The sequence below is a fragment of the Saccharopolyspora sp. NPDC045941 genome (assembly GCF_056431445.1).
This window is the reverse complement of record NZ_JBWKKU010000067.1, coordinates 33,402-53,134: the sequence shown is the minus strand read 5'-3', so window position 1 is coordinate 53,134 and position 19,733 is coordinate 33,402. Positions and strand designations below refer to the sequence as shown.

The 19,733-nt window shown below is 66.3% G+C and carries 20 protein-coding genes and 3 pseudogenes; 12 read left to right on the top strand and 11 right to left on the bottom strand.

The window, feature by feature from the left end; all coding sequences use genetic code 11:
* Positions 1-35 precede the first annotated feature (35 nt).
* Positions 36-1,376 carry a PucR family transcriptional regulator gene (locus AC07FN_RS37160; protein ID WP_478399857.1) on the bottom strand — a complete coding sequence of 447 codons (1,341 nt, stop codon included), beginning with the start codon at positions 1,374-1,376 and terminating at the stop codon, positions 36-38.
* A 282-nt stretch (positions 1,377-1,658) separates the two neighbouring features.
* Between AC07FN_RS37160 and AC07FN_RS37155 the strand changes: the two genes are divergently transcribed.
* Positions 1,659-2,732: a LacI family DNA-binding transcriptional regulator gene (locus AC07FN_RS37155; protein WP_478399856.1), complete on the top strand. Its 1,074-nt coding sequence runs from the start codon at positions 1,659-1,661 to the stop codon at positions 2,730-2,732.
* Positions 2,733-2,826: 94 nt separating this feature from the next.
* On the opposite strand, the gene AC07FN_RS37150 is transcribed toward AC07FN_RS37155, so the two are convergent.
* Both AC07FN_RS37150 and AC07FN_RS37145 read right to left on the bottom strand, forming a co-directional pair.
* Entirely contained in the window at positions 2,827-3,408 is a 582-nt protein-coding gene (locus AC07FN_RS37150; RefSeq protein ID WP_478399859.1) for an SDR family oxidoreductase, read from the bottom strand.
* A gap of 121 nt (positions 3,409-3,529) precedes the next feature.
* Positions 3,530-3,796, bottom strand: a pseudogene (locus AC07FN_RS37145) (SDR family NAD(P)-dependent oxidoreductase); the annotation flags it as partial.
* Positions 3,797-3,994: 198 nt separating this feature from the next.
* Between AC07FN_RS37145 and AC07FN_RS37140 the strand changes: the two are divergent.
* On the top strand, positions 3,995-4,183 hold the full coding sequence (locus AC07FN_RS37140) for a hypothetical protein (RefSeq protein WP_478399855.1): 189 nt from the start codon (positions 3,995-3,997) through the stop codon (positions 4,181-4,183).
* Between the two features lie 130 nt (positions 4,184-4,313).
* On the opposite strand, the gene AC07FN_RS37135 is transcribed toward AC07FN_RS37140, so the two are convergent.
* Entirely contained in the window at positions 4,314-5,327 is a 1,014-nt protein-coding gene (locus tag AC07FN_RS37135; protein ID WP_478399854.1) for a 3-oxoacyl-ACP synthase III family protein, read from the bottom strand.
* A gap of 56 nt (positions 5,328-5,383) precedes the next feature.
* Between AC07FN_RS37135 and AC07FN_RS37130 the strand changes: the two genes are divergently transcribed.
* Together AC07FN_RS37130 and AC07FN_RS37125 are read left to right on the top strand one after the other, a co-directional pair.
* Positions 5,384-5,824 carry a hypothetical protein gene (locus tag AC07FN_RS37130; RefSeq protein WP_478399853.1) on the top strand — a complete coding sequence of 147 codons (441 nt, stop codon included), beginning with the start codon at positions 5,384-5,386 and terminating at the stop codon, positions 5,822-5,824.
* 17 nt (positions 5,825-5,841) lie between these two features.
* Positions 5,842-6,144, top strand: coding sequence for a hypothetical protein (locus AC07FN_RS37125; RefSeq protein ID WP_478399852.1), 303 nt, complete (start codon positions 5,842-5,844; stop codon positions 6,142-6,144).
* Between the two features lie 99 nt (positions 6,145-6,243).
* Here AC07FN_RS37125 and AC07FN_RS37120 read toward each other — a convergent pair whose 3' ends face one another.
* From AC07FN_RS37120 to AC07FN_RS37105, 4 genes are all read right to left on the bottom strand, one after another.
* Complete coding sequence (locus AC07FN_RS37120; RefSeq protein ID WP_478399851.1) at positions 6,244-6,645, bottom strand: hypothetical protein; 402 nt, start codon at positions 6,643-6,645, stop codon at positions 6,244-6,246.
* 4 nt (positions 6,646-6,649) lie between these two features.
* Positions 6,650-7,411, bottom strand: a complete 762-nt coding sequence (locus tag AC07FN_RS37115) for an ethyl tert-butyl ether degradation protein EthD (RefSeq protein WP_478399850.1) — start codon at positions 7,409-7,411, stop codon at positions 6,650-6,652.
* A gap of 442 nt (positions 7,412-7,853) precedes the next feature.
* Positions 7,854-8,939 (bottom strand): cupin domain-containing protein, encoded by a 1,086-nt coding sequence (locus AC07FN_RS37110; RefSeq protein WP_478399849.1) that lies wholly within the window; start codon positions 8,937-8,939, stop codon positions 7,854-7,856.
* 96 nt (positions 8,940-9,035) lie between these two features.
* Positions 9,036-9,245: a hypothetical protein gene (locus tag AC07FN_RS37105; protein WP_478399848.1), complete on the bottom strand. Its 210-nt coding sequence runs from the start codon at positions 9,243-9,245 to the stop codon at positions 9,036-9,038.
* A 182-nt stretch (positions 9,246-9,427) separates the two neighbouring features.
* On the opposite strand from AC07FN_RS37105, the gene AC07FN_RS37100 reads away from it, so the two are divergent.
* The gene (locus AC07FN_RS37100; RefSeq protein WP_478399847.1) at positions 9,428-9,550 is read left to right on the top strand and encodes a hypothetical protein; all 123 of its coding nucleotides are present in this window, start codon (positions 9,428-9,430) and stop codon (positions 9,548-9,550) included.
* Positions 9,551-10,040: 490 nt separating this feature from the next.
* Positions 10,041-10,529, top strand: a pseudogene (locus AC07FN_RS37095) (DUF4158 domain-containing protein); the annotation flags it as partial.
* A gap of 210 nt (positions 10,530-10,739) precedes the next feature.
* On the opposite strand, the gene AC07FN_RS37090 reads toward AC07FN_RS37095, so the two are convergent.
* Positions 10,740-11,267, bottom strand: a complete 528-nt coding sequence (locus tag AC07FN_RS37090) for a hypothetical protein (RefSeq protein WP_478399846.1) — start codon at positions 11,265-11,267, stop codon at positions 10,740-10,742.
* A gap of 61 nt (positions 11,268-11,328) precedes the next feature.
* Here AC07FN_RS37090 and AC07FN_RS37085 point away from each other — a divergent pair.
* A pseudogene (locus AC07FN_RS37085) lies at positions 11,329-12,926 on the top strand (transposase).
* A 235-nt stretch (positions 12,927-13,161) separates the two neighbouring features.
* Here AC07FN_RS37085 and AC07FN_RS37080 read toward each other — a convergent pair.
* A complete protein-coding gene (locus AC07FN_RS37080; protein ID WP_478399845.1) occupies positions 13,162-13,482 on the bottom strand; it encodes a helix-turn-helix domain-containing protein in 321 nt (106 codons plus the stop codon).
* A gap of 1,225 nt (positions 13,483-14,707) precedes the next feature.
* On the opposite strand from AC07FN_RS37080, the gene AC07FN_RS37075 reads away from it, so the two are divergent.
* From AC07FN_RS37075 to AC07FN_RS37060, 4 genes are all read left to right on the top strand, one after another.
* Entirely contained in the window at positions 14,708-14,911 is a 204-nt protein-coding gene (locus AC07FN_RS37075) for a cold-shock protein (RefSeq protein ID WP_358577380.1), read from the top strand.
* A 265-nt stretch (positions 14,912-15,176) separates the two neighbouring features.
* Positions 15,177-15,305, top strand: coding sequence for a hypothetical protein (locus AC07FN_RS37070; protein ID WP_478399844.1), 129 nt, complete (start codon positions 15,177-15,179; stop codon positions 15,303-15,305).
* A gap of 107 nt (positions 15,306-15,412) precedes the next feature.
* The gene (trhA, locus tag AC07FN_RS37065) at positions 15,413-16,090 is read left to right on the top strand and encodes a PAQR family membrane homeostasis protein TrhA (protein ID WP_478399843.1); all 678 of its coding nucleotides are present in this window, start codon (positions 15,413-15,415) and stop codon (positions 16,088-16,090) included.
* 220 nt (positions 16,091-16,310) lie between these two features.
* Positions 16,311-16,982 (top strand): recombinase family protein, encoded by a 672-nt coding sequence (locus AC07FN_RS37060; protein ID WP_478399842.1) that lies wholly within the window; start codon positions 16,311-16,313, stop codon positions 16,980-16,982.
* A 135-nt stretch (positions 16,983-17,117) separates the two neighbouring features.
* On the opposite strand, the gene AC07FN_RS37055 is transcribed toward AC07FN_RS37060, so the two are convergent.
* Positions 17,118-17,432: a hypothetical protein gene (locus AC07FN_RS37055; protein WP_478399841.1), complete on the bottom strand. Its 315-nt coding sequence runs from the start codon at positions 17,430-17,432 to the stop codon at positions 17,118-17,120.
* 601 nt (positions 17,433-18,033) lie between these two features.
* Here AC07FN_RS37055 and AC07FN_RS37050 point away from each other — a divergent pair.
* Entirely contained in the window at positions 18,034-19,608 is a 1,575-nt protein-coding gene (locus tag AC07FN_RS37050; protein WP_478399840.1) for an alkaline phosphatase D family protein, read from the top strand.
* Positions 19,609-19,733: the final 125 nt, after the last annotated feature.

Below are 19,733 nucleotides of genomic sequence, written 5' to 3'. Positions count from 1 at the left end.
AACGCTCGGCTGGGACACCCCAGCCGAGCGCTTGGCTAAACTCCTGACCGAAGCCAGTTGATCACTTGTGTTGCAACGACCCCTGGAATCCGCCCGTAGCGCGAGAGCTCGGGGCCTTCCGCGAGCGCCACCAGCAGCCGGAGCGCGCCGAGGTCGTCGAACCGCAGCAGTTGGTTCGCCCTGCTCGCAGCCGCCGCCGACGCGGCGCTGCGGCCCTGCCGCAGCGCGGTCGGCAGCGCTGCGGGCGGAACGATGCGGCTCGCGCCTCCCCAGACCCCTCGCTTGGCGAGTGTCTCGAGCAGTTCGTTGTCGCCATCTCCCGGTGGGACCCCGGCGACGGCCAAATCGAAGTCCCCTATGTCCCCGACCACCGCGGGCCAGCCAGCATCCTGCAGCAGAAGCGCCAGCTGGTGGCTGGTGAACGGCTCGCCGTTGGCTTCGCGCCCGGTGACCACGACGATCAGATCTCGATGCCGCAGATCCTGCCCCAGTGTCAGGGCCCGGCCGACGAACTTCTCGCCGGAGATATCTCCCAGCTGGAGCCGGTTGATCAACGTTCCCTGGCGCTGCGCTGCGCGGGCACCGCTTTCCCGTTCGCCCAACAAGGTGATCGCGATGGCAGCCGCGGCTCTGTCGAGCGTGCGGAGATCGGTCGGAGCCGGCCGCGCATCGCCATGCAGCAGATGTAGCCAGCCCCACGATTCTCCGCGCAGGACAACCGGACAACGGGCGCAGTCCGAAATATCGCGGAACGAGTCCACTCGCACCGTTGTCCGAAGGGGCGGTGGTTCGTGCACCGCCCTGGAATGCACACCCCACGCAGCCACGACCTTGTCCGCCTCCGGTGTCATGCCGGCGTAGGCGAGCATCCGGTGACACACATCCTCCAGGACAACCGGATATCCAGTGCGCTGCGCGAGCTCGTTCACGAGCCCGACGTAGTCCTCGTCCGCCAGCAGCAGATCCATGAAGGCTTGGCCAGTGGCTTCTTCCGCGATCAGTTGGCCGACGCGGAGGTCGACGAGCACCTCGTGGATCTGCGCGGACGCCTCGGCGAAGGGAATCTCGTCGAGGAGGCCGACGAGTGGCAATCCGACGGCCCGGGCTTCTTCGACCGCAGCCTCTGGCATCGAGTCGAACACACGCCCCGCCAGCTCGACCACGAGCACCGCGGCCCTGGCATCCGCGAGCCGCCGGATGAAGGCCCGCTGGAGGTCCGGCGTGTCCCCCATGCCGAGACCCGCTGTCAGCAGCATCTCGTCACCGGAGAGGAAGCGGTGGATATCCGCGATCTCCCCGGTGTGCACCCAACGGACTGGGCGGTCCAGGTCTTCACCGGCGAAGACCTGGACCTCGGTCCGCTGGAAGACCTCCAATTCCAAGGCGGCGCTAACAGTCAGAAAATCTGCCATCTCGGCTTCCGCGCAATCCCCCCATGACTGGTGTCCGACAGCAAAGCTCCTGGTTGACCGCGACGAGCAAGTGCACCGCCCGCAGGCAGCGGAACGGCGTGTGCGTCGGGTCAAGACCACTCAACTGTCGTCCCCTCCAAGTCGAGGTCGATTTGGTGATACGATTAACTAATGCTGAGGGCGCCGAGCTCTCCTGTCAACACCCGCGCGTTTCGACACCTTGGTTCCGTCTAGGAAGATCTTCAGATGGTCACGATGAAGGACGTCGCCCGGGCTGCCGGGGTGTCCCAGGCTGCCGTCTCCTACGCCTACAACCGGCCGGGCAAGCTCTCTGAAGGTCAGATCCAGCACATCATGGAAACGGCTGCCCGGATGGGGTATGCGGGCCCGAACATAGTGGGCGCCAGCCTGCGCTCGAGAAAGACCGGCGCCATCGGTGTCATGGTCATGGACACGCTCGAGTACGCCTTCACCGACCCGTCCACGAAGTGCCTGCTCCAAGGCGTCGTGCGCAGCGACCGGCTCAATGACCAGGCCCTCACCCTTCTACCGCTCCCCCACGACGTGGAAGCCGCCGCCGGTCGCGGCAGGCAAGCCCTGCGCGGACTCGTCGACGGCGTCATCGTGCACAGCCTCCCCGACGACCACCCGGGTCTGCTCGCCCTCCGCTCGAGAAACATCCCCATCGTCGTCGTGGATGCACCGCGGATTCCAGGTGTCCCACTGGTGGGCATCCACGACCGAGAGGCTGCCCGCGCACAGCTCGAACACGTGCTGGAGCTCGGGCACGAGCGAATCGGGATCATCGTCGAACGCCTGCTGCCAGATGGTTTTCACGGCACCGTTAGCGCGGATCGGCGTGCCAGAAGTACCGAGCGGGTGGTCCGCGAACGCCTTGAGGGCTACCGCGAAGTATTCGAGGCTGCAGGAAAGGACTTCGGGAGAACTCCCGTTGTGGAGGCCGGCGCGTTCGACCTCGCATCCGGCGCCCAGTCCGCCCGGGCGCTGCTCGATGAGCACGATCTGACGGCCATCGTCGCGACGTCGGACACGATGGCGATCGCAGCGCTGGACGTCGCTCGCCAACGCGGCTTGGACGTACCCAACGACCTTTCAATCGTCGGCTTCGACGATGCCCCAGATGCCGAACCCCGCGGTCTCACCACCATCCGCCAGCCCATGATCGAGAAGGGCCGCCTAGCAGCAGAAATGCTATTCACGATGTTGTCCGACACTCACGAGCCAGGTGATGTGACCGTACCTACCGAGCTCATCGTCCGGCGAACTACAGCTCCGCCCAATCACCGCCGCGCCTGGTGAGAACGCAGTCGCTTGAGAGCGTCACGCCAAAGCCCGTCGACCTCCTACGACCCGTCTCGCCGTCGGCATGCAACCCCGAAGCACCACTCAAGGCTCACTCTCCCGAAGGACAGACGAGAAAAATCTTGGCCGCCGACGACCGACAGAGGCCGCTTCCTAGGACTTCAGAGATGTCCGCAGCCAAACCGATCAACCCCCGGAACATGCGATGCCCGTCTGTCCTGGGTCTGATCGCTTGGAAATGGACCTGTCCCTCACGGCCAGGCCGACCACCGATCGACATCGAACTCCGCGAGCTGATCGTTCGCCTTGCCCGAGAAAATCCCAGCTGGGGACACCGGCGCATCCAGGGCGAACTGCTCTGCCTGGGGCATCGCGCCGGCGCGGGAACGATCCGCCGCATCCTCCCGAACTCCCGCATCGGGCCCGCTCCCCATCGCATGGACACTTCGTGGCGGATCTTCCTACCTGGGAAGAGTTGTTCGGGTGTGGCGTCGGCGTGTGCAGGATCGTTGGCGATCAATGACTCGGTAGTGGCTCGCCACATGTCGGTCCAGATCAGGCCGGGCATCACTGTGTTGGCGCGCAGTCCGCTCGGCGCTCCGACGCGGGCGACGACGTGGGTCAACTCGATGACTGCGGCTTTGGAGGAGCCGTAGTGGGCGATTGCCTCCATGCCCAGCCGGGCGCCGATCGAGGCGATGTTGACGATCGCGCCGGGCCCGGCCGGCACGGCGGTGGACGAGTTCCTGGCACGTGAGGAAGGTTCCCCGGGTGTTGACCGCGAACGTGCGATCCCACTGCTCTTCGGTCAGCTCGGCGAACGGGGTGAACTTCCCGACTCCGGCGACGTTGGCGAGCGCGGTCACCTCGCCGAGCTGTTCCTCGGCGACGGCGAACGCCGCCTGCACGGATGCCCGCTCGCTCACATCGCACACGGTGTGGGCAACCCCCGCTCCGTTCGCAGCCAGTTTCGAGGCGATCTCCTCCAGATTCCCGGCATCGACGTCGGTGAGCAGTACCGCGTGTTCCTCGACGAGGCGGGACGCTACCGCAGCTCCCAATCCCCGGCCGCACCGGTAATTAGCGCGACGCTCACGGCAGTTCCTTCTCGATCTCTGGAGCGAGCAGCTGTGCGGCGCGCTCGGCGGTGATGATGTCGGCCGGGTCTAGTTCTTCAGGATCGCGCGCGATATCGGCAGGCGTTCCTTGCAGGATCGCTCCGGGGGGTCGCGCCGCGCAACTTGGGGTGCGACGGTCCGATGACCCTTCTGGGCGGGTCGCCGCCGGCCCCGCTGCAGGACGACCGCATCCTGCACTACGGGCAGCACGTCGCGATCGTGGTCGCCGAGACTGCCGAGCAAGCCCCGCAGCGCGGCGCCGATGTCTCCCCGAGCGCAGCGATTCGAGGAATGCCTGCTGCCTGTCCCGTGACGGCCACACCCCGGTAAAGGTCCACCTGGCAGCGGCGGTACGCCGCCACACCAACCGGCTAAGGCCCTCGAAAACCACCGTCACTCCATTGATCAGGAGTTCAGACATCTGTCTCCCTATGTGATCTCCATAGCGGTCAGCATGGGCTTACTGAAAAGAGAACTCAGAATTGAACTCGATCGCCGCGGCACCACATGAGAAACCAAGACCAAAGGCGAGAACCATTGCCTTGGTGCCACCTTTGATCAAACCCGCCTCAATAGCGATGGCGAGGTTGATCAACAAGCTTGCCGGCCCCATGTTACCCAACTCCTCCACCGGAGTCGGGACCACGTTCATCGGAATTCCCAACTTTCGCATCAAGATTTCTAGAAGCTTGACGTTCGGCTGATGCGAGATAACGACATCGTAGTCGTCCGGCCGCCAGCCGGCTTTTTGTAGAACTTCCTGGTAAACGACTGGGACGGCTTTCAAACCGATCCTCGTGAGGCCTTGCCCGTTCATGTCATAGAACCCAGCATCGATATGAACACCCTTCTCGTCCCGGTACAGCTCGCGGACGGGAATCACGCCGAGGTCGGCCCCGCCTGCGTCTGTGCGCCACGCCGTGCCCAGCAGCGAGAATCGTCGAGGGTCATCCACGGCCGCCGGTTCCAGAATGACGGTGCACGCCCCTGCCCCGAATAGGCCGACGGTCCCTGCGTCGGCGGGGTCGAGCGTCCTCTCGTAGTCAAAGCTGGCCGAGATGATGACACGCTCGGCTCTACCCGCCCCAAACAGCAACGACGCCAGCTCCAGCGCCGTCATTGGCTCCGAGCAGACGCCGTCGATGCCCAGCACCCTGACGTCGGTCAGCCCGGTTTTCGCCGCAAGCGCGATAGCCGCGGGCGGAGCGAGGTTCACGAATCCGTTCTCGATGTGGATCAGCACGGTCTCCTGGCCGAGTCCAGCCGCTTCCAGGCCGGCGCTCCCCAGGGCCTTGCCGAGCGCGTCCGCGGCGAGGGTGGATGAGTTTTCGCCCTCGCCGCACATACGACGCATTCGGATGCCCGTACGCGCCACCAACCAGTCCCGGTCAAGTCCTAGTCGCTCAGCGGTACCATAGTTGGATTCCTCGTTGCCGCCAAGCTGGTAACCGATCCCTCGAATTGCAATTTCCATACCACAATCCCATCCGTCAGATACCGGCATAAAAAATCCACCCCACCTTAGGCGGAGTGACATACAGAAAATATTTCCTTACTATTGGGTTGCCCACCATGCAAAACAAGGAGTCTCACCAGAATAACAAGGCGACAAAAGTTGCACGACAAGAAGTCCGCGTTGCCGCACCCCCCAGGATTGAGCGGTTGAGCAATTTCAATGTAGCAGCAGCCCATGGGACTGTCTATTACTGTGCCCTTTTATCCATGACTTTGTTCCCGACCCGACAATCCACCAAGCGGCTACCGGTTCCTGGTTTAGCCGGCACCATGCTTTTCCTGTGGCACCGACCCTGGTTGAACCGGATGCTCCGGGGCGACACCGCACCGCTGAAAACGCGCAATCGTAACGGTCGTGGCCTGACTTCCCGCAACACTCTGGTGATCAGCGATCCTGACCATGTCAAGCAGATGTTCGCCGGTTCCCCGGCCACATGGCACGCAGGTGAGTGCTAGAGATCATCACGCCGCTAGTGAGCGACAAGTCCATGCTTATGCAGGACCATGAGGATCACGCCCGGTCCCGCAAGCTGGCGATGCCCGCGTTCACCAGCGCCGCCCTCCGCAGCTACGATTCGATGATCGACCAGCTGGCGGTAGATTGCGCCATGGTGGAGCGACGACACGATGTTCGATTCCTGGAACGGGGCGACATCTTCTCGGAAACGTTTTCGCCAGCCGGCGCTGGACTGGCGCCCGAGCAGCCGCAGCTGCCCGCCGAGTTGCAGGAGTTGTTCGCGAACCGCCGGTTCGCGGTGGCGCGCCCGGAGCTCTAGATACCGAGGGAATCGAGTTCGTCCTCGTCGGTGCGGCCGAAGACCCCCGCGACGAACCGGGATCGACCTCGACGAGGAAGCCGAGACGGCCCGGCAGCGCTACAACGGACCGCCTCCCCAGCCGTCCTCGATCAGCGCCTTGATCGCGGGATGTTCACGCACGTAGCGCTCCGGGTGCGGCGCCAGCCGGTGCCAACCGAACCAATTTCCCAGCACACCCCGCCACAGCACCAACCAGCCCAACGTCCAGAGCACCGGGAACACCGCCAGCCACTGGTCCTTCCAGGGCTCTCCGCTGAGATTGCTGATGGTCAGCGGCAGCAGCATCAACCCGGTGACCGCTGCCGAGCCGATCAGCACGTACCGCACTGCCCGTTCCAGGCTGTGCCCGATCCGGCAGCGCCGGCACCGGGGCACGATTTCGCAGGTCTGCCGCCACGTCTCGTAAAATCCGATGATGATGAACGTCTGCTTCCGATCCCGGCTCAGGCCGACGGCCATCCGGTCAACGGGACTCGTCTGCGCATCGCAGAACCAGCACTCGGTGACCTCCACCGGGGCAGCGTAGCGAGCGCGACGACGTGCCGGTACCGGTGAACTGATTCAGCCCGCGTACAGCATCGCCAAAGAGGAGGTGCACGACGACCTCACTGCGCTGATCGTCGGCGCCTGCGGCGGTGATCGTCTGCACCGCCGGATAGCCGCGCAGGCCGACCTCGGTTGGCCATCCCGCAGAGATGATCGTGCAGACCTCGCGGATCGGGTAGGTGTGGATGGCCTCGAACTGTTCGGCAAGCTCGTCGGCGGCCGCGTCCGCTAGGAGATCGCCGATCGCCTCCTCGTTGCGCACCGCCAGCTCGATCCAGCCGAGATAGGTCTTTGTCGTTGGGCCATCGGTGCGGCACTCCAGGCGAGCGCATTGCCGACCGGTCGTAAGGGGCAAGCGGCTCGATGCGCAAACGCAGGACGCTAAGATGCCCGCTCCACGGCGTACAACGTGCTCGGTCAGGTAGCGATGGCACGCCTCGGTCGACGCGGTTTCCGCTTTTGGAACGAAGCAGAGCGCGAAGGTTGGTACTGGGGGAGGGCCCTGCATGGCAGGATCGTTGTTCCGGTCGACGAGCGTGCGGCCGCTGTTGGGAAGCGACAGCTGGGCGCCGATTCGGCCGATGAAGTTGTGTGCGTCGTTGGGAATGGCCTCCCTCGCGATCGGATTGCTGCCAAATGTGACGAGGTCGGCCTCGGACAGGAAGAGCCTGTGCGGCATGCCCCGAGGCTGAGCCACGTCCGGCGCATCGAACGAGATGCCTGGACTGCTGGCCAATGATCGGGCCGGTTGGCTGCCAGGCGCAGCTGTCGATACTGCCACAGGCCGGGAACGCGGGCGAACATGATCCCGTGTACGTAGCGCCAGTAAGCCTCGCACACTTCCTGCGGGATATCGGCGCGCCACCAGCAGAAAGCCGTCAAGGCGAGTTCGGCAGCGTTTTCGAGGCCGACCGTGTCCACCAGATCGAGCGATTGTCCGTTCTCCATCGCAGCCTCTGGAAGGCTCAGTTCCAAGCTGCGGGCATTGTTCGACAAGCTCGCCGGACACGGTCCCTCGTTTGTATTTGATCAACATGTTCCCGGTCCCGCCGCGAATTCCGCGTTCATGACCGGTTGGCAACGCCTTCGAACCGGTCCGGGCCTGGCAGCATGCCGGCCTCTCAGTCGGCCAGGACTTCCAGGAGTCCTTCGCGAACAAGCCGATCGACGAGGACAAGCCGACTGGCGCGGTCGAGATGGGGTGCGAGGTCCCGGACGGCGAAGCTGTCTCGGGCGGCGATCTCCCGCACTGCTGGCTCCACCCATCCAGGGATGCGAAGCTCCCGGTCGCCGAGGAGGAGCCGGACCGGATCGCCTCCGCGAATCTCGCACACTGCACCGCGCCGCAGCCGCACCCGCTGGTCGTCCTTCATCGCCGGAAGCCGCATCCGATCGACGAGCGCACCGCGCAACGAAGGAGCCCGGCTGGTGAAGAAGGTGTCGATGAGATCGTCGACGACGTATTGCAGGTCGACCTTTCCCAGCCGTGCGCCCAGCTGCTCGAGATGGACCCGCCCCTGGTCGACCAGCGATGCGGGTTCGCGGTGGTAACCAACCGGAAGCGAGGCGTCCAGCGCCGGGTCGTCGAGCACCTGCTCCAGGACTTGCCGCATGACCTGCCGCCATCGGGTCGGGTGCACCCCGATGGTGAGATGTCCGGAAAGAGTTCGTTGGGTGCGGGCGGCGTGACGAGTGCCTGTCGGTAGGTACAGGGAAGCGCCCGGTGTCAGCTCGACGTCGAGGATCTCGTCTTCCGCACCGCGTCCGCTTCGGTCGCCCGGTCGGGACCAGGTCTTCCAGTTCTTGCAGCCGAACGCCTGGAGCACGAAGACATCGTGTGCGTCCACGTGCGGAGCAAAACCTTGAGAACCGGGTGGAGTCACGTACGCATTCGCCTGGCACGGGTGGCCGAGCGCGAGCTCCAACTCCCGGCAGAAATGGGTGAGCGGGGGCCAGTAGCGGTGCAGCCCTTGCAGCACGAGCGTCGCCCCTCGACCGACTTCGTCGAAGATCCGTGCTGGGTCGGCGAGACCGGCCATCGGGATGGCGCCGATGCGCGGGGAACACGTGTACTCGCCGACGGGTAGGGGTCGGCCCGCTCGGACCAGTCGGAACGCCGGCGTCCGCAAGCCGCCCTCCGAAAGCAGGCGGTCCACGTCACCGAGGCTGAGCAGGTCCTCGTACCCCTCCCGGCACGGCGCATTCACCAGGGCATGACGGCCCCACACATGCGCAGCGAATTGGTCGATGTCCCCGACGCATCGTGAAAGCGAAGCCCATTCCGCCATGCCGAACACCTGACCTCAGGAGTCTTGCGAATCACCGCTGTCGGCATCCTGAACGTCAGCGTCATCGCCCTGATCGGCACTGTCGGCATCCTGAACGTCAGCGTCATCGCCCTGATCGGCGCTGTCGGCATCCTGCGCATCCGGGGCCTGGCTGCGGTGCTTGCTCGCGGCTGCGGTGACGGTTTCCATGTCCTCGTCGCGCAAGGGCTGGTCTGGATCGCGCATGGGAAGCTCCCCCTCGCTCGTCGCGAACTCCTAGCATCCCACCGGCTTCGCATCTGCGCCTGAGATGTTCGCCAGCGCGGTGCCGGGCGTCGCTACGTGTTCTTCCTACCGATCGCCTACTCCTCCTGGAGCCGACGGCCGCCGGGTCACGTGCCGCCTGGTCCGGCCCTTATCGGCGGGGTGTGCGCCGCGTTCTGGCACCGCTCTCTGCCGCCCTGCTGGCCGGCGACGACTCGCGCGATGCGCTACGTCGTTTCCTGCGCGCTTCGCTCGAGGAGGTGACCACCAATCCACTGTGGATCTGACTGATGACGCCTCCCGAGGAAACGCATGCGGTGGCCCGGAAAAAACGGGCCTCCACCACAACAACAGCCACCGAGCTGATGTTGGACGCGTCCTTGGCCTGCCCCCTTGACCCCATGGCTCTCCCGGGGTTAGGGCCACTCGCCGCTGGCGGTAGGTGTTGCGTGCTTTCCGCCAGCGATCACCAACCCGGCCAACGCGCACTCACGCCTATCGCCGTCCTTGGTAGGCCGCGCAGCGCGTACCCGCTGAACGGCGATAAACATGGCCTCATCCACCAACGGCGCATGCGCCAACTGCTCGGATACTTCCCACTCCTCCACCGAGTTCCACCGAACAGCCCCGGAGCTGCCGATCACAGGCGTCCCGGTAGCAGACGCCGAAAAACCAACGCTTAGCCCTGTATTCGCACGTCAGTGCCCCGTTCCGTGATCTTGAAGCAGGTTTTGCGGGTGTGGACCTGCTGATCGGTGGTAATCGGGCCCGGCCAGGATGTCCGCCGTCAGTGATCAAGCGGATGTGCGGAGTTCTGGGTGTCGACGAGGTTTTTCTCCGACGAGGAGATCAAGCGGCTGCGGTCGTGGCCGGAGGAGCTGGGACGTCGAGCTGGTCCGCTACTTCACGCTCGGCTCCGACGATCGGGAATGGCTGGCCACCGCGGCGCGCGGCGCGGGCAACCGGATGGGCTTGGCGCTCCAGCTCTGCGCGCTGCTGTGGCTGGGGTTCGTGCCCGACGACGTCGCTGGGGCGCCGGTTGCGGCGGTGTCGCGGGTGGCGATGCAGCTCGGGGTGCCGATCTCGGGGCTGGTCGGCTACGGCGGCCGGGAGCAGACCCGCACCGAGCATTTACGACTGGTCGCAGCGCGGTTGGGTTGGCACACGGCGGCCGCGGTGGAGTGGAAGGAGCTGGAGGAGTTCCTGCTGGCCCGCGCGGTCGAGCATGACGCGCCGAGCGCGCTGTTTCGCCTGGCGTGCGAATACCTGAGTGCGGCGAAGGTGATGCGTCCCGGGGTGATCACACTGATGGAGCGCATCGCCACGGTGCGCCAGCGAGCGGCGGCCGAGGTTTACACCCGCGTCGAGCACCTGCTCACCGAACACCGCCGGACCGAGATGGACGGGCTGCTGGTGGTCGAGCCCGGGATGACGACCTCGCGGCTGGCGTGGCTGCACCGCGGCGCGACCAGCGCCTCACCGTTGTCGATCCGTGCCGAGCTGGACAAGCTGCGCTACCTGCGCGATCTCGACGCGCACGCCCTGGACCTGTCGATGCTTCCCGGTGCCCGGCGCCGACGGTTGGCCGGGATCGGGCGCCGCGCCACCAACCAGACGCTCGCACGACGCGACGTCGACAAGCGCTACCCGGTGCTTCTGGCCACGCTCGCCGAGTGCGCCGTGGAGGTCCTCGACGAGGTGGTGCAGATGTTTGACCAGGCGATCTCGGGCACCGAGAACCGTGCGCGCCGCAAGCTCGACGAGCAGCTGGCGCAGCGGGCGCGGGCCTCGGAGGACCGGCTGAACCTGCTGGAGGAGATCCTGACGGTGACCACCGACCCGGACGTGCCCGATGTCGAGGTCGGCGTGAGGCTGCGCGCCGGCATCGGGCTGGACCGGATGCGAGCGGCCCGCCGTGATCCGAAGGACCGGTTGCAGCGCGACCACGGGCACCTGGCGCTGATCGACGCCAGCTTCACCTACCTGCGCGAGTTCGTCCCGCACGTCATCTCCGCCCTGCAATTCGAAGCGTCAGTGGAGGCCAAACCCCTGGCCGCTGCCGTCGATGTGCTGCGCGAGCTGTATGCCCGGGGCGGGCGCAAGGTGCCCCAGGGCGCGCCGACGGAGTTCGTGCCAACCCGCTGGCGCGGCTACCTCGACCAGGCCGCCAAGGCCGGCAATGCCACGGCGTATCGGCACTACTGGGAGCTGTGCACCCTGCACGGTCTGCGGGACGCGCTGCGCTCGGGCGATGTGTGGGTGCCGGGCTCGCGCCGCTACTCAAAATCCGACGACGCTGCTGCTGCCCGCCGCGAAGTGGAATGCCTGGCGCGGCGAGTACTGCGCTCTGGTCGGCGTGCCGGCTCCGCTGACGCTCCGGTTAGAGCTGGTGGAGCTGCTACCCCGGCCGCAGTTGACCGAGCTGCTCATCGAAGTCGACCGCTGGGCCTCGTGGTCGGATCAGCTCACCCACGCCGGCGGCAAGACCCACCGCGATCCGCAGCTGCGTCGCAATCTCTACGCGGCGATCCTGGCTCAGGCGTGCAACTTCGGCCTGACCGCGATGGCCGAGGCCTCGGGATCTCCTACGACACCCTCGCGTGGACCACCGAGTGGTACCTGCGCGAAGACACCCTGCGCGAGGCCAATGCTGCGATCGTCAACCACCACCGGCTCCCGCTGGCGTCGGTGTGGGGCGGCGGCACCATGTCGTCCTCGGATGGGCAGCGGTTCCCAATGCGCGGCAAGTCTCTGACCGCACGGGCGATGAGCCGCTACTTCGTCGACGAGGGCGTGGCCACCTACACCCACGTCTCCGACCAGCACTCCACCTACGGCACCAAGGTCATCCCGGTCACCGACCGCAGCCGTCTACGTCCTCGAACGAGATCCTTGGCAACGCCACCGACCTGCCGATCACCGAGCACGCCACCGACACCGCCGGGCCAAACCCTCACGGTCTTCTCGCTTTTCGCACTGACCCGATTCACCCTGTCGCCGCGGATCCGCGACCTCGGCGGCATCACCCTGCACCGACTCGGCTCCCGGCGCGAAGTGTGCAGCGTGTTTCCGAACGCGGGCAAGCTGCTGACCGGAACCGTCGACATCGGACTGATCCGCAGCCAGTGGGACGAGATGCTGCGCCTGGCCGCGAGCCTGAAATACGGCCATTCCACCGCATCGCTGGTGGTAAGCGAGCTTCATGCCTCCTCGCGGCACTCCGCGCTTGCCCAGGCTTTGGTGGAGTACGGCGAGCTTCAGCGCACCCTGTATGTCCTACGCTACCTCGCCGACGAGGCATACCGGCGGCGCATCACCCGCCAGCTCAACAAGGGCGAGAGCCTGCACTCGCTGCGCCGCGACCTGTTCTTCGCCCACGAAGGCACCGTGCGCCGCCGTCACCACAAGCAGCAGACCGAACAGGCGCTGTGCCTGTCGCTGGTGACCAACGCGATCATCACCTGGAACACCGCCTACCTCGAGCTAGCCCTCGCCCACCTCTCCCAGCGTCGGGGTCGCATCGACCGCAGTCTGCTCGCGCACGTCTCACCTGTGCTGATGGAACACGTCAATCCCTACGGCACGTATGAATTCCCGGTGGAAGCCGAGTACGCACGCACCGGCTACCGGCCGTTGCGCGAGCCAGAAGCGATCGGTGATTAGCCGGGGACTTTCTGGTCGTTGTAGCGATCCGTGCCTGTGGAGCGCGCAGCTGCGTCAGGATGCGGTCGGTGTCGCTGAGTACGGTGTTGGCGACGTTGCGGTCGCGTTCGATCTCGGCGACGGGTCCGACCGCGCAGGTCGGCGCGGGCCTTCCGTCGAGGGTGGGCGCCTTCGTATTCGGGCAAGGTGATCGCCGCTCCGGAGTCGGTGCCCAGGCGTTTCGACAGAGGGATCGTCACGGTGGCGTCGGACCACTGAGGTTGCGGGCTTCCTGGAGTTGGTCTTCCAGGGTGACGATGCGGCAGGCGGCGTCGAGCCCGGTGCCCTGGTCGACCAGTTCCCGGACGCGGGCGGCCAGGCGCAACTGGGAGCGGGAGTAGCGGCGGTGCCCACCGGAGGAGCGCTCCGGCTCGATCAGTCGTGCCTCGTCCAGGCTGCGCAGGAACGCCGGGGTAGTGCCGAGCATCTCGGCGGCGCGGCCCATGGTGTAGGCGGGGTAGTGCTCGTCATCGAACTTCTCGTCCGCGGTCTGCGGGTCGTGGGTCTCTGGGGTCATCGCGCCTCCGCATCATGAGGGGCCCCGGTGCGTTGGCACCGGGGCCCCAGGGTTGTGGGTTTCACTTCCATCAGCCGACCGTGAGATCGGCCTCCTGTGTCCGCGTGCTCCGCACTAGAGGCGGAGACTGCGGGGATCGCGTTCGCGTAACCGAAGACCACCTTCCAATCCGATGGGACTGCGGTACCCGCCCGGCGCAACTCAGCCGGAGGCAGGCGATCCGATGGTGTGCAACCCTTCCCTTCTCCTCTGTTTCCTGACTTACCTATCCGCACGCGACTGTCGACTCCGGGCCTTCTTGCCTGCTCCGGTCGTGCCTTGCCGACTGTCCTTGGTCGCCTGCCGGAGCCCCTTGCGCTGATCGGCCCCGGCAGGCCTGACCGTCTTGCACTTGCTCACGGGTAGTTCGTCATCTCCCGTGCCACCTGACGTTCTCTCTCTTGCAACGAGCAGAAGATTACACACACCCAGCGAGGAATGTCTACTCCAGCGATCATAGATTTCATCGATCGAGTGAGGAAACTCCGCTCACCTGCGGCTTTCCGCCATGCCCATCCCCTCCGACTCCGTGCGGGATCGGCCCATCGCGCCGGCCCGCGGCCCTGTGCCGGGCTGCGAGCCGCCGACATCGCCCAGCGTGATATCGACGACATGCAGGCCTCCGCGGCGGGACCAGACGCTCGTGCGCCGCCCGGCTACTGGTGGTGCCGCAACGTAGTCGCCATCCACGCGTGCCCGAGGTGGACTTTCTGTGGTCGCTGATACAGAAAATCCTCCCCTGCCCTGGTGTGGTCTCTCATGGTCCCGTGCAGGAGGCGGGCTGATCGACCCGCAGCGCTCTGCGGGTGGGGATCGCCGTTGTTCCCGCCGTCAGCTTCGGCGGGCCGTGCGTGCCCGGCAGCGGGTCAACGAGGACACCCCGGCCGCTGCTGTGTGTCGGATCATCAGGCTTCAAGATCCACTCGCCGAACACGCCAGGCCGGGCGCTGACGCACACAGCCGGGTGATCGTCGCGGCCTCCGGGTTGACGGCGTCCGGGGGGCGTGTAGGGTCGTTAGTGGTCGTTGTTTCTGGGTTCGTGTTTACACATGCTCGCAGGATGTTGATGCGGGCGAGCTTCTTTCTTTGGTCGCAGCTGGAGTTAGCCGCCGTCTGAGATCCCCCGGCCCGGGCCTCCGCACGGTGTGGTCGCCCGTCATACCCCAGCTCCCAGGAGGAGACACGCATGACTAACGGAACCGTGAAGTGGTTCAACTCGGAAAAGGGCTTCGGCTTCATCGCTCCGAACGAGGGCGGGCCGGACGTGTTCGTGCACTACTCGGCGATTGATGCCGGCGGGTTCCGCAGCCTGGAGGAGGACCAGCAGGTGACCTACGAGGTCAGCCAGGGCCCCAAGGGCCCGCAGGCCGACCTCGTGCGCGTGGTCTGACCCCCCTCTCCGTTTCTCCGGTGGCTCCCCACCCGCTCGGGTGGGGAGCCACCGGTGCTTTCGGCGAGCGCATCCACCCCGCCTCGCCGCCTCCACACACACCGCCCGCACCGATCCTGGATCGGCCACGGGACAAGGAAGGAATGCCATCACCACATCAACATCACTGCACCGACCGCGCCGCCAGCACCGCGGAAGCCCGGCCTCCGACCGGTTCTCCGACCGGGTACCGGCTGCCGGTGGGTGCACCCGCGCTCCGAGCACGGTGAGTCCGGTCCAGTTCGCCGAACCCGAACACACCCAGGCCATCCCCGAGCAGCACCACCCGATCGCTGACCACAGCGATGCCGGAATGCGCCGGTTGCGCACCCCGTTCGACCCCAACCCGGCCTAGAAACCGCGGCAGCACGCTGCCGCCCTCGGCCGAGACCTCCTGCACCGCGCGTCGGTGGTGGTCAACACCACCCAGCTGACCTGGCCCGGCTTATTTATGCTCGGGCCGTGACTCGCGTGCTCACTTCCCGCCGACCCGCCGCGCTTGTCAAGCCGAAACTGCGGGGCTGGATCCACCTGGGGTCCCTGGTTCTGTTCCTCGCCGCGGGTGCGGCGTTGATCGTGGTGGCTGCGGGTTTGCTCCCGGCCGCAGCCACGGCCGGAATCGCGATCTATGTGGCCACGGTGCTGGGCCTGTTCGGAGTCAGTGCCCTCTACCACCTCAAAAACTGGGTCTCGGCTGGTGCGCGCACATGGATGCGCCGCCTCGACCACTCGATGATCTTTCTGTTGATCGCGGGTACCTACACGCCGTTCGCGATGCTGGCCCTGCCGCCGGCCGTCGGCACCGTCGTGCTCACCGTGGTCTGGGTAGGTTCCCTCGCCGGCGTACTACTCAAGCTCGCCTGGCCGCATGCGCCGCGCTGGGTCGGTGTCCCCGTCTACATCGCGCTCGGCTGGGTCGCGGTGTTCGTGTTGGGCGACCTGCTGCACAGCGCCGGGGTGAGTGCCCTGGTGCTTCTACTGGTCGGCGGGCTGCTCTACACCGCCGGTGCGGTGTTCTACGCGAGCCGCTGGCCCGACCCCTGGCCGACGACATTCGGCTACCACGAGTTCTTCCACTCTGCGGTGTCGGTGGCGGCGATCTGCCACCACATCGCCATCTGGCTGCTCCTGGTCCCATAAGCACCGCGCCGCATCGCGGACGCAGCGTGCGCTCCGACCGGCAGCGCGGCAGGTGTTGAGAATCGAACGTTTCTCGACATGATCAACCACAGAGCGGTTCGCGGGTCAGGATCACCCTGGGAATGTCGGAAAAACGTGTTGCAAAGTCGGGTGTCCAACAACTCAGGATGGACCCTTTGTCGTACAGGCGGCGCACTCGTGATCACGAAAGGTGCTGCCGATGACCGACGCCCCGGCCGAACTCGTCCTGGACGGCGACCCGCTCGACTCCATCGGCGGCGGCGCCCGCGTCGGCTACGCCCGGGTCTCCATCGCGGACCAGAACCTGCGCCGCCAGGTCGATGCCCTCACCGGCGCCGGGTGCATCCGGGTGTTCGAGGAGAAGCTTTCCGGGCGCAACGCCGAACGCCCCGAGTTGTGGGCCTGCCTGGACTACGTCCGTGAAGGCGACACCCTGGTCGTCCTGGAGCTCTCCCGCCTCGGCCGCAGCCTCGCGGATCTGCTGTCCCTGGTCAGCGGGCTGCGCAAGCGCGGCATCGGGTTCACCTCGCTGCACGAGAACCTCGACACCACCACCCCCGGCGGGCGTCTGGTTTTCCATGTCTTCACCGCCTTGGCCGAGTTCATCCGCGAGCTCATCGTCGACGGCACCCGCGAAGGCCTGGCCGCCGCGAAGGCCAACGGCGTCCGGCTCGGCCGGCCACCCGCCATGACCCCTGAGCAGGTCCGCCACGCCCGCGCGCTGCTCGCCGAGCCCGACAACACTGTCGCCTCCATCGCCCGCCTGCTCGGCGTCTCCCGCTCCACGATCTACAAGTATGTCCCCGAACTCAGCGCCAACCGGGCTCTCGAACCCGCTGAATCCCGCCCCCCACCAGCGCTCCCGAGCTAAACGTTGCTTTTTCGGCGCGTGCTACCGGAACCCCTCACACGACGCCACGGACGAAAGCGAGCGCTGGTGCAACTCGTCGCCTACGCGCATCCGACGCTGTAGGCGCCCCAGTTCAGCGTTGAACCTCGCACGAGCTCAACGCGCAAGCGCCACGGAGGTGACGTGCTCGGTCAGCTCCCTGCGGGACGAGTGCTGGGTGCGTTCGCTTTCCGAACAGCCGGAAACCTCGGACACGACCCGCACGGTGTGATCTTCGAGGAAGCGTTGCCCCACCGCGACGCCAAGCTGCGGGACGCGATGCCCATCGGCACGAGCACGCGGATGCGTGCGGATCATGCCGACCGGGCACGGCACCGCAGATGATTGCGCAGCCAACGCAACTCGGCCGTCAAGTCGGTTGCGGTGGATACCGGTCCGGTCGACATGTTGACCGACCGTGCTGTTCTGCACATCACCGGCTAGGCCGTGGCTGATCAGGCGCGTCGCCTGGCTGCGCGCCGATGCGATTGACCGCCTTGACGACGAGGGGCAGGTCCGGCGAGCCTGGCGCGAGGCTGGCGGCCCGGCTAGGGACGCGCTCGAAGCCGACGATCAGCCACTCGTCGAGGCCCCCTGTTACCTAATGACTTCCTAACGGCCCGCTGAGGTTGGGTGAAGCCTTCCTGTTACCTGACCCGTTCGAGGTCTCGAAAAAGAGCGGCAGCCCGTCTCAGTGAGCCGTTCCCAGCTCGGCATCGCGCGGACGCCTGGCTCCTTTCAGGACTCTGAGTCCTCACGCCCGACCGGTCGATGCGGCGAACAGCCGTATTCGTGGCTCACACCAGACGAACAAATGGGGTCGATTGCACGAATATGTACATTTGTCCCAATTTGTGACCGTTGTCATACGGAACCGATCCACCGCCCCCGCCCTGCGCTTCCTTTTCCAGACCACCGCGCGCGCCGCAACCGTTCACCGCTTCGTCGTGGAGAAGTCACCTCCGCATGGCTTGATGCCCTGCGGCCGTACCCCGACCGAAGCATGCGGCCTGCGGCTAACAGGAGGTAGTACATGTCCGATATCCACGGCACATCCGGTCGGCCGTCGCCGACCCGACGCCAGGTCCTGCTCGGCGGGGCAGCCGCCCTGGGCGCGTCCGCCGTCCTCGGGTCGACCGCGTGGGCCGGCCCGGTGCGGACCCAGAACCCGGTTCGCGACCCGTTCACGCTCGGTGTGGCATCGGGTGACCCGTTGCCGGACGGGGTGGTGCTGTGGACCCGACTGGCCCCGAACCCGCTGGCCGAGGACGGTCTCGGCGGGATGCCCGACCAGCCGGTCCCCGTGGAGTGGCAGGTCGCCACCGACGAGCGCTTCAGTGAGGTCGTCGTCGCGGGCGCCGAAGTCGCGCGTCCCGAGGAAGGGCACTCGGTGCACGTCGAGGTGAGCGGACTCCAGCCCGGCGCCGAGTACTTCTACCGATTCCGCGCCGGTCAAAACATCAGCCCCGTGGGCCGTACCAAGACGGCACCGGCCGCCGGCGCGCGACTGGACCGCTTCGCCTTCGCGTTCGCCAGCTGCCAGAACTATCCCGCGGGCTTCTACAACGCCTACGCGCACATGGCCGAAGAGGACCTCGACCTCGTCGCGTTCCTCGGTGACTACATCTACGAGGGCAGCGGACAGAGCACGATCGGCCGCGGGCACGCGCCGGCCCGGGAGATCTGGACCCTGGCCGACTACCGCGTCCGACTCGCCCAGTACAAGACCGACCCGAATCTGCAGGCCGCGCATGCGGCTTTCCCGTGGGCCGTGGTGTTCGACGACCACGAGGTCGAGAACAACTGGGCCGGGGACATCTCGCAGCCCGACAACGAACCCGATGCGGATCCTGCGGTGTTCCGCCAGCGGCGGGCGCAAGCGTTCCATGCCTACTACGAGCACATGCCGCTCCGCCGGGCGCAGCGCCCGTCCGGGCCGGACATCCGGATCTACCGCCGGTTGACCTTCGGCGACCTGGTCGACATGCACCTCCTCGACACCCGCCAGTACCGCGACGACCAAGAAATCACGCCCGAGCAGCGCCTCGACCCGTCCCGCACCATCCTCGGCGCCGAGCAGAAGCAATGGCTGCTGAGCGCGCTCTCCGGTCCGACGGCGCGATGGAACATCCTTGCGCAGCAGGTGTTCTTCTCCCAGCGGGACTTCGCCGAAGGCGAAGCAACCCGCCTCAGCGACGACGCCTGGGACAGCTACCCGGTCGAGCGCAACACCATCCGCGACCACCTGGCGCAGGCCAGCAACCCAATCGTGATCACCGGCGACGTGCACACCAGCTACGTCGCCGACATCAAGGCCGACTTCAACGACCCCGCCTCGGCCACGATCGGCAGCGAGTTCGTCGGCACCTCGATCAGCTCGGGCGGCGACGGCGTCGACAACAACGCCGGCGACGCGGTGCAGCTGCAGGAGAATCCGCACATCAAGTTCATCAACCGCAAGCGGGGCTACGTCCGCAACATCATCACCCCTGACAAGTGGACCACCGACTACCGCGTGGTCGACTACGTCACCCGGACCGGCTCCCCCATCAGCAACCGAGCCAGCTTCGCCATCGAAAACGGCCGCCGCGGCGTACAACCCGCCTGACAGCAACACGAGCGAACCGGTGCACTGCCCCCGAAAGCCCCTCGGGACCGTGCACCGGCCGCTGGTGGACACTACAGACCTCAGGAAGGGGAAGAGAGTGCCCGCTCCTGGGTTCGGGCGACGTC

What these genes read in the sequence shown, in the direction of transcription:
- AC07FN_RS37115 (WP_478399850.1), bottom strand. Translation starts at nt 7,411, where the DNA reads ATGCCGCACAGGCTCTTCCTGTCCGAGGCCGACCTCGTCACATTTGGC.
- AC07FN_RS37075 (WP_358577380.1), top strand. Translation starts at nt 14,708, where the DNA reads ATGACTAACGGAACCGTGAAGTGGTTCAACTCGGAAAAGGGCTTCGGC.
- AC07FN_RS37150 (WP_478399859.1), bottom strand. Translation starts at nt 3,408, where the DNA reads ATGGAGGCAATCGCCCACTACGGCTCCTCCAAAGCCGCAGTCATCGAG.
- AC07FN_RS37135 (WP_478399854.1), bottom strand. Translation starts at nt 5,327, where the DNA reads ATGGAAATTGCAATTCGAGGGATCGGTTACCAGCTTGGCGGCAACGAG.
- AC07FN_RS37120 (WP_478399851.1), bottom strand. Translation starts at nt 6,645, where the DNA reads ATGGCCGTCGGCCTGAGCCGGGATCGGAAGCAGACGTTCATCATCATC.
- AC07FN_RS37105 (WP_478399848.1), bottom strand. Translation starts at nt 9,245, where the DNA reads ATGCGCGATCCAGACCAGCCCTTGCGCGACGAGGACATGGAAACCGTC.
- AC07FN_RS37060 (WP_478399842.1), top strand. Translation starts at nt 16,311, where the DNA reads ATGACCGACGCCCCGGCCGAACTCGTCCTGGACGGCGACCCGCTCGAC.
- AC07FN_RS37050 (WP_478399840.1), top strand. Translation starts at nt 18,034, where the DNA reads ATGTCCGATATCCACGGCACATCCGGTCGGCCGTCGCCGACCCGACGC.
- AC07FN_RS37155 (WP_478399856.1), top strand. Translation starts at nt 1,659, where the DNA reads ATGGTCACGATGAAGGACGTCGCCCGGGCTGCCGGGGTGTCCCAGGCT.
- AC07FN_RS37080 (WP_478399845.1), bottom strand. Translation starts at nt 13,482, where the DNA reads ATGACCCCAGAGACCCACGACCCGCAGACCGCGGACGAGAAGTTCGAT.
- AC07FN_RS37140 (WP_478399855.1), top strand. Translation starts at nt 3,995, where the DNA reads ATGACCCTTCTGGGCGGGTCGCCGCCGGCCCCGCTGCAGGACGACCGC.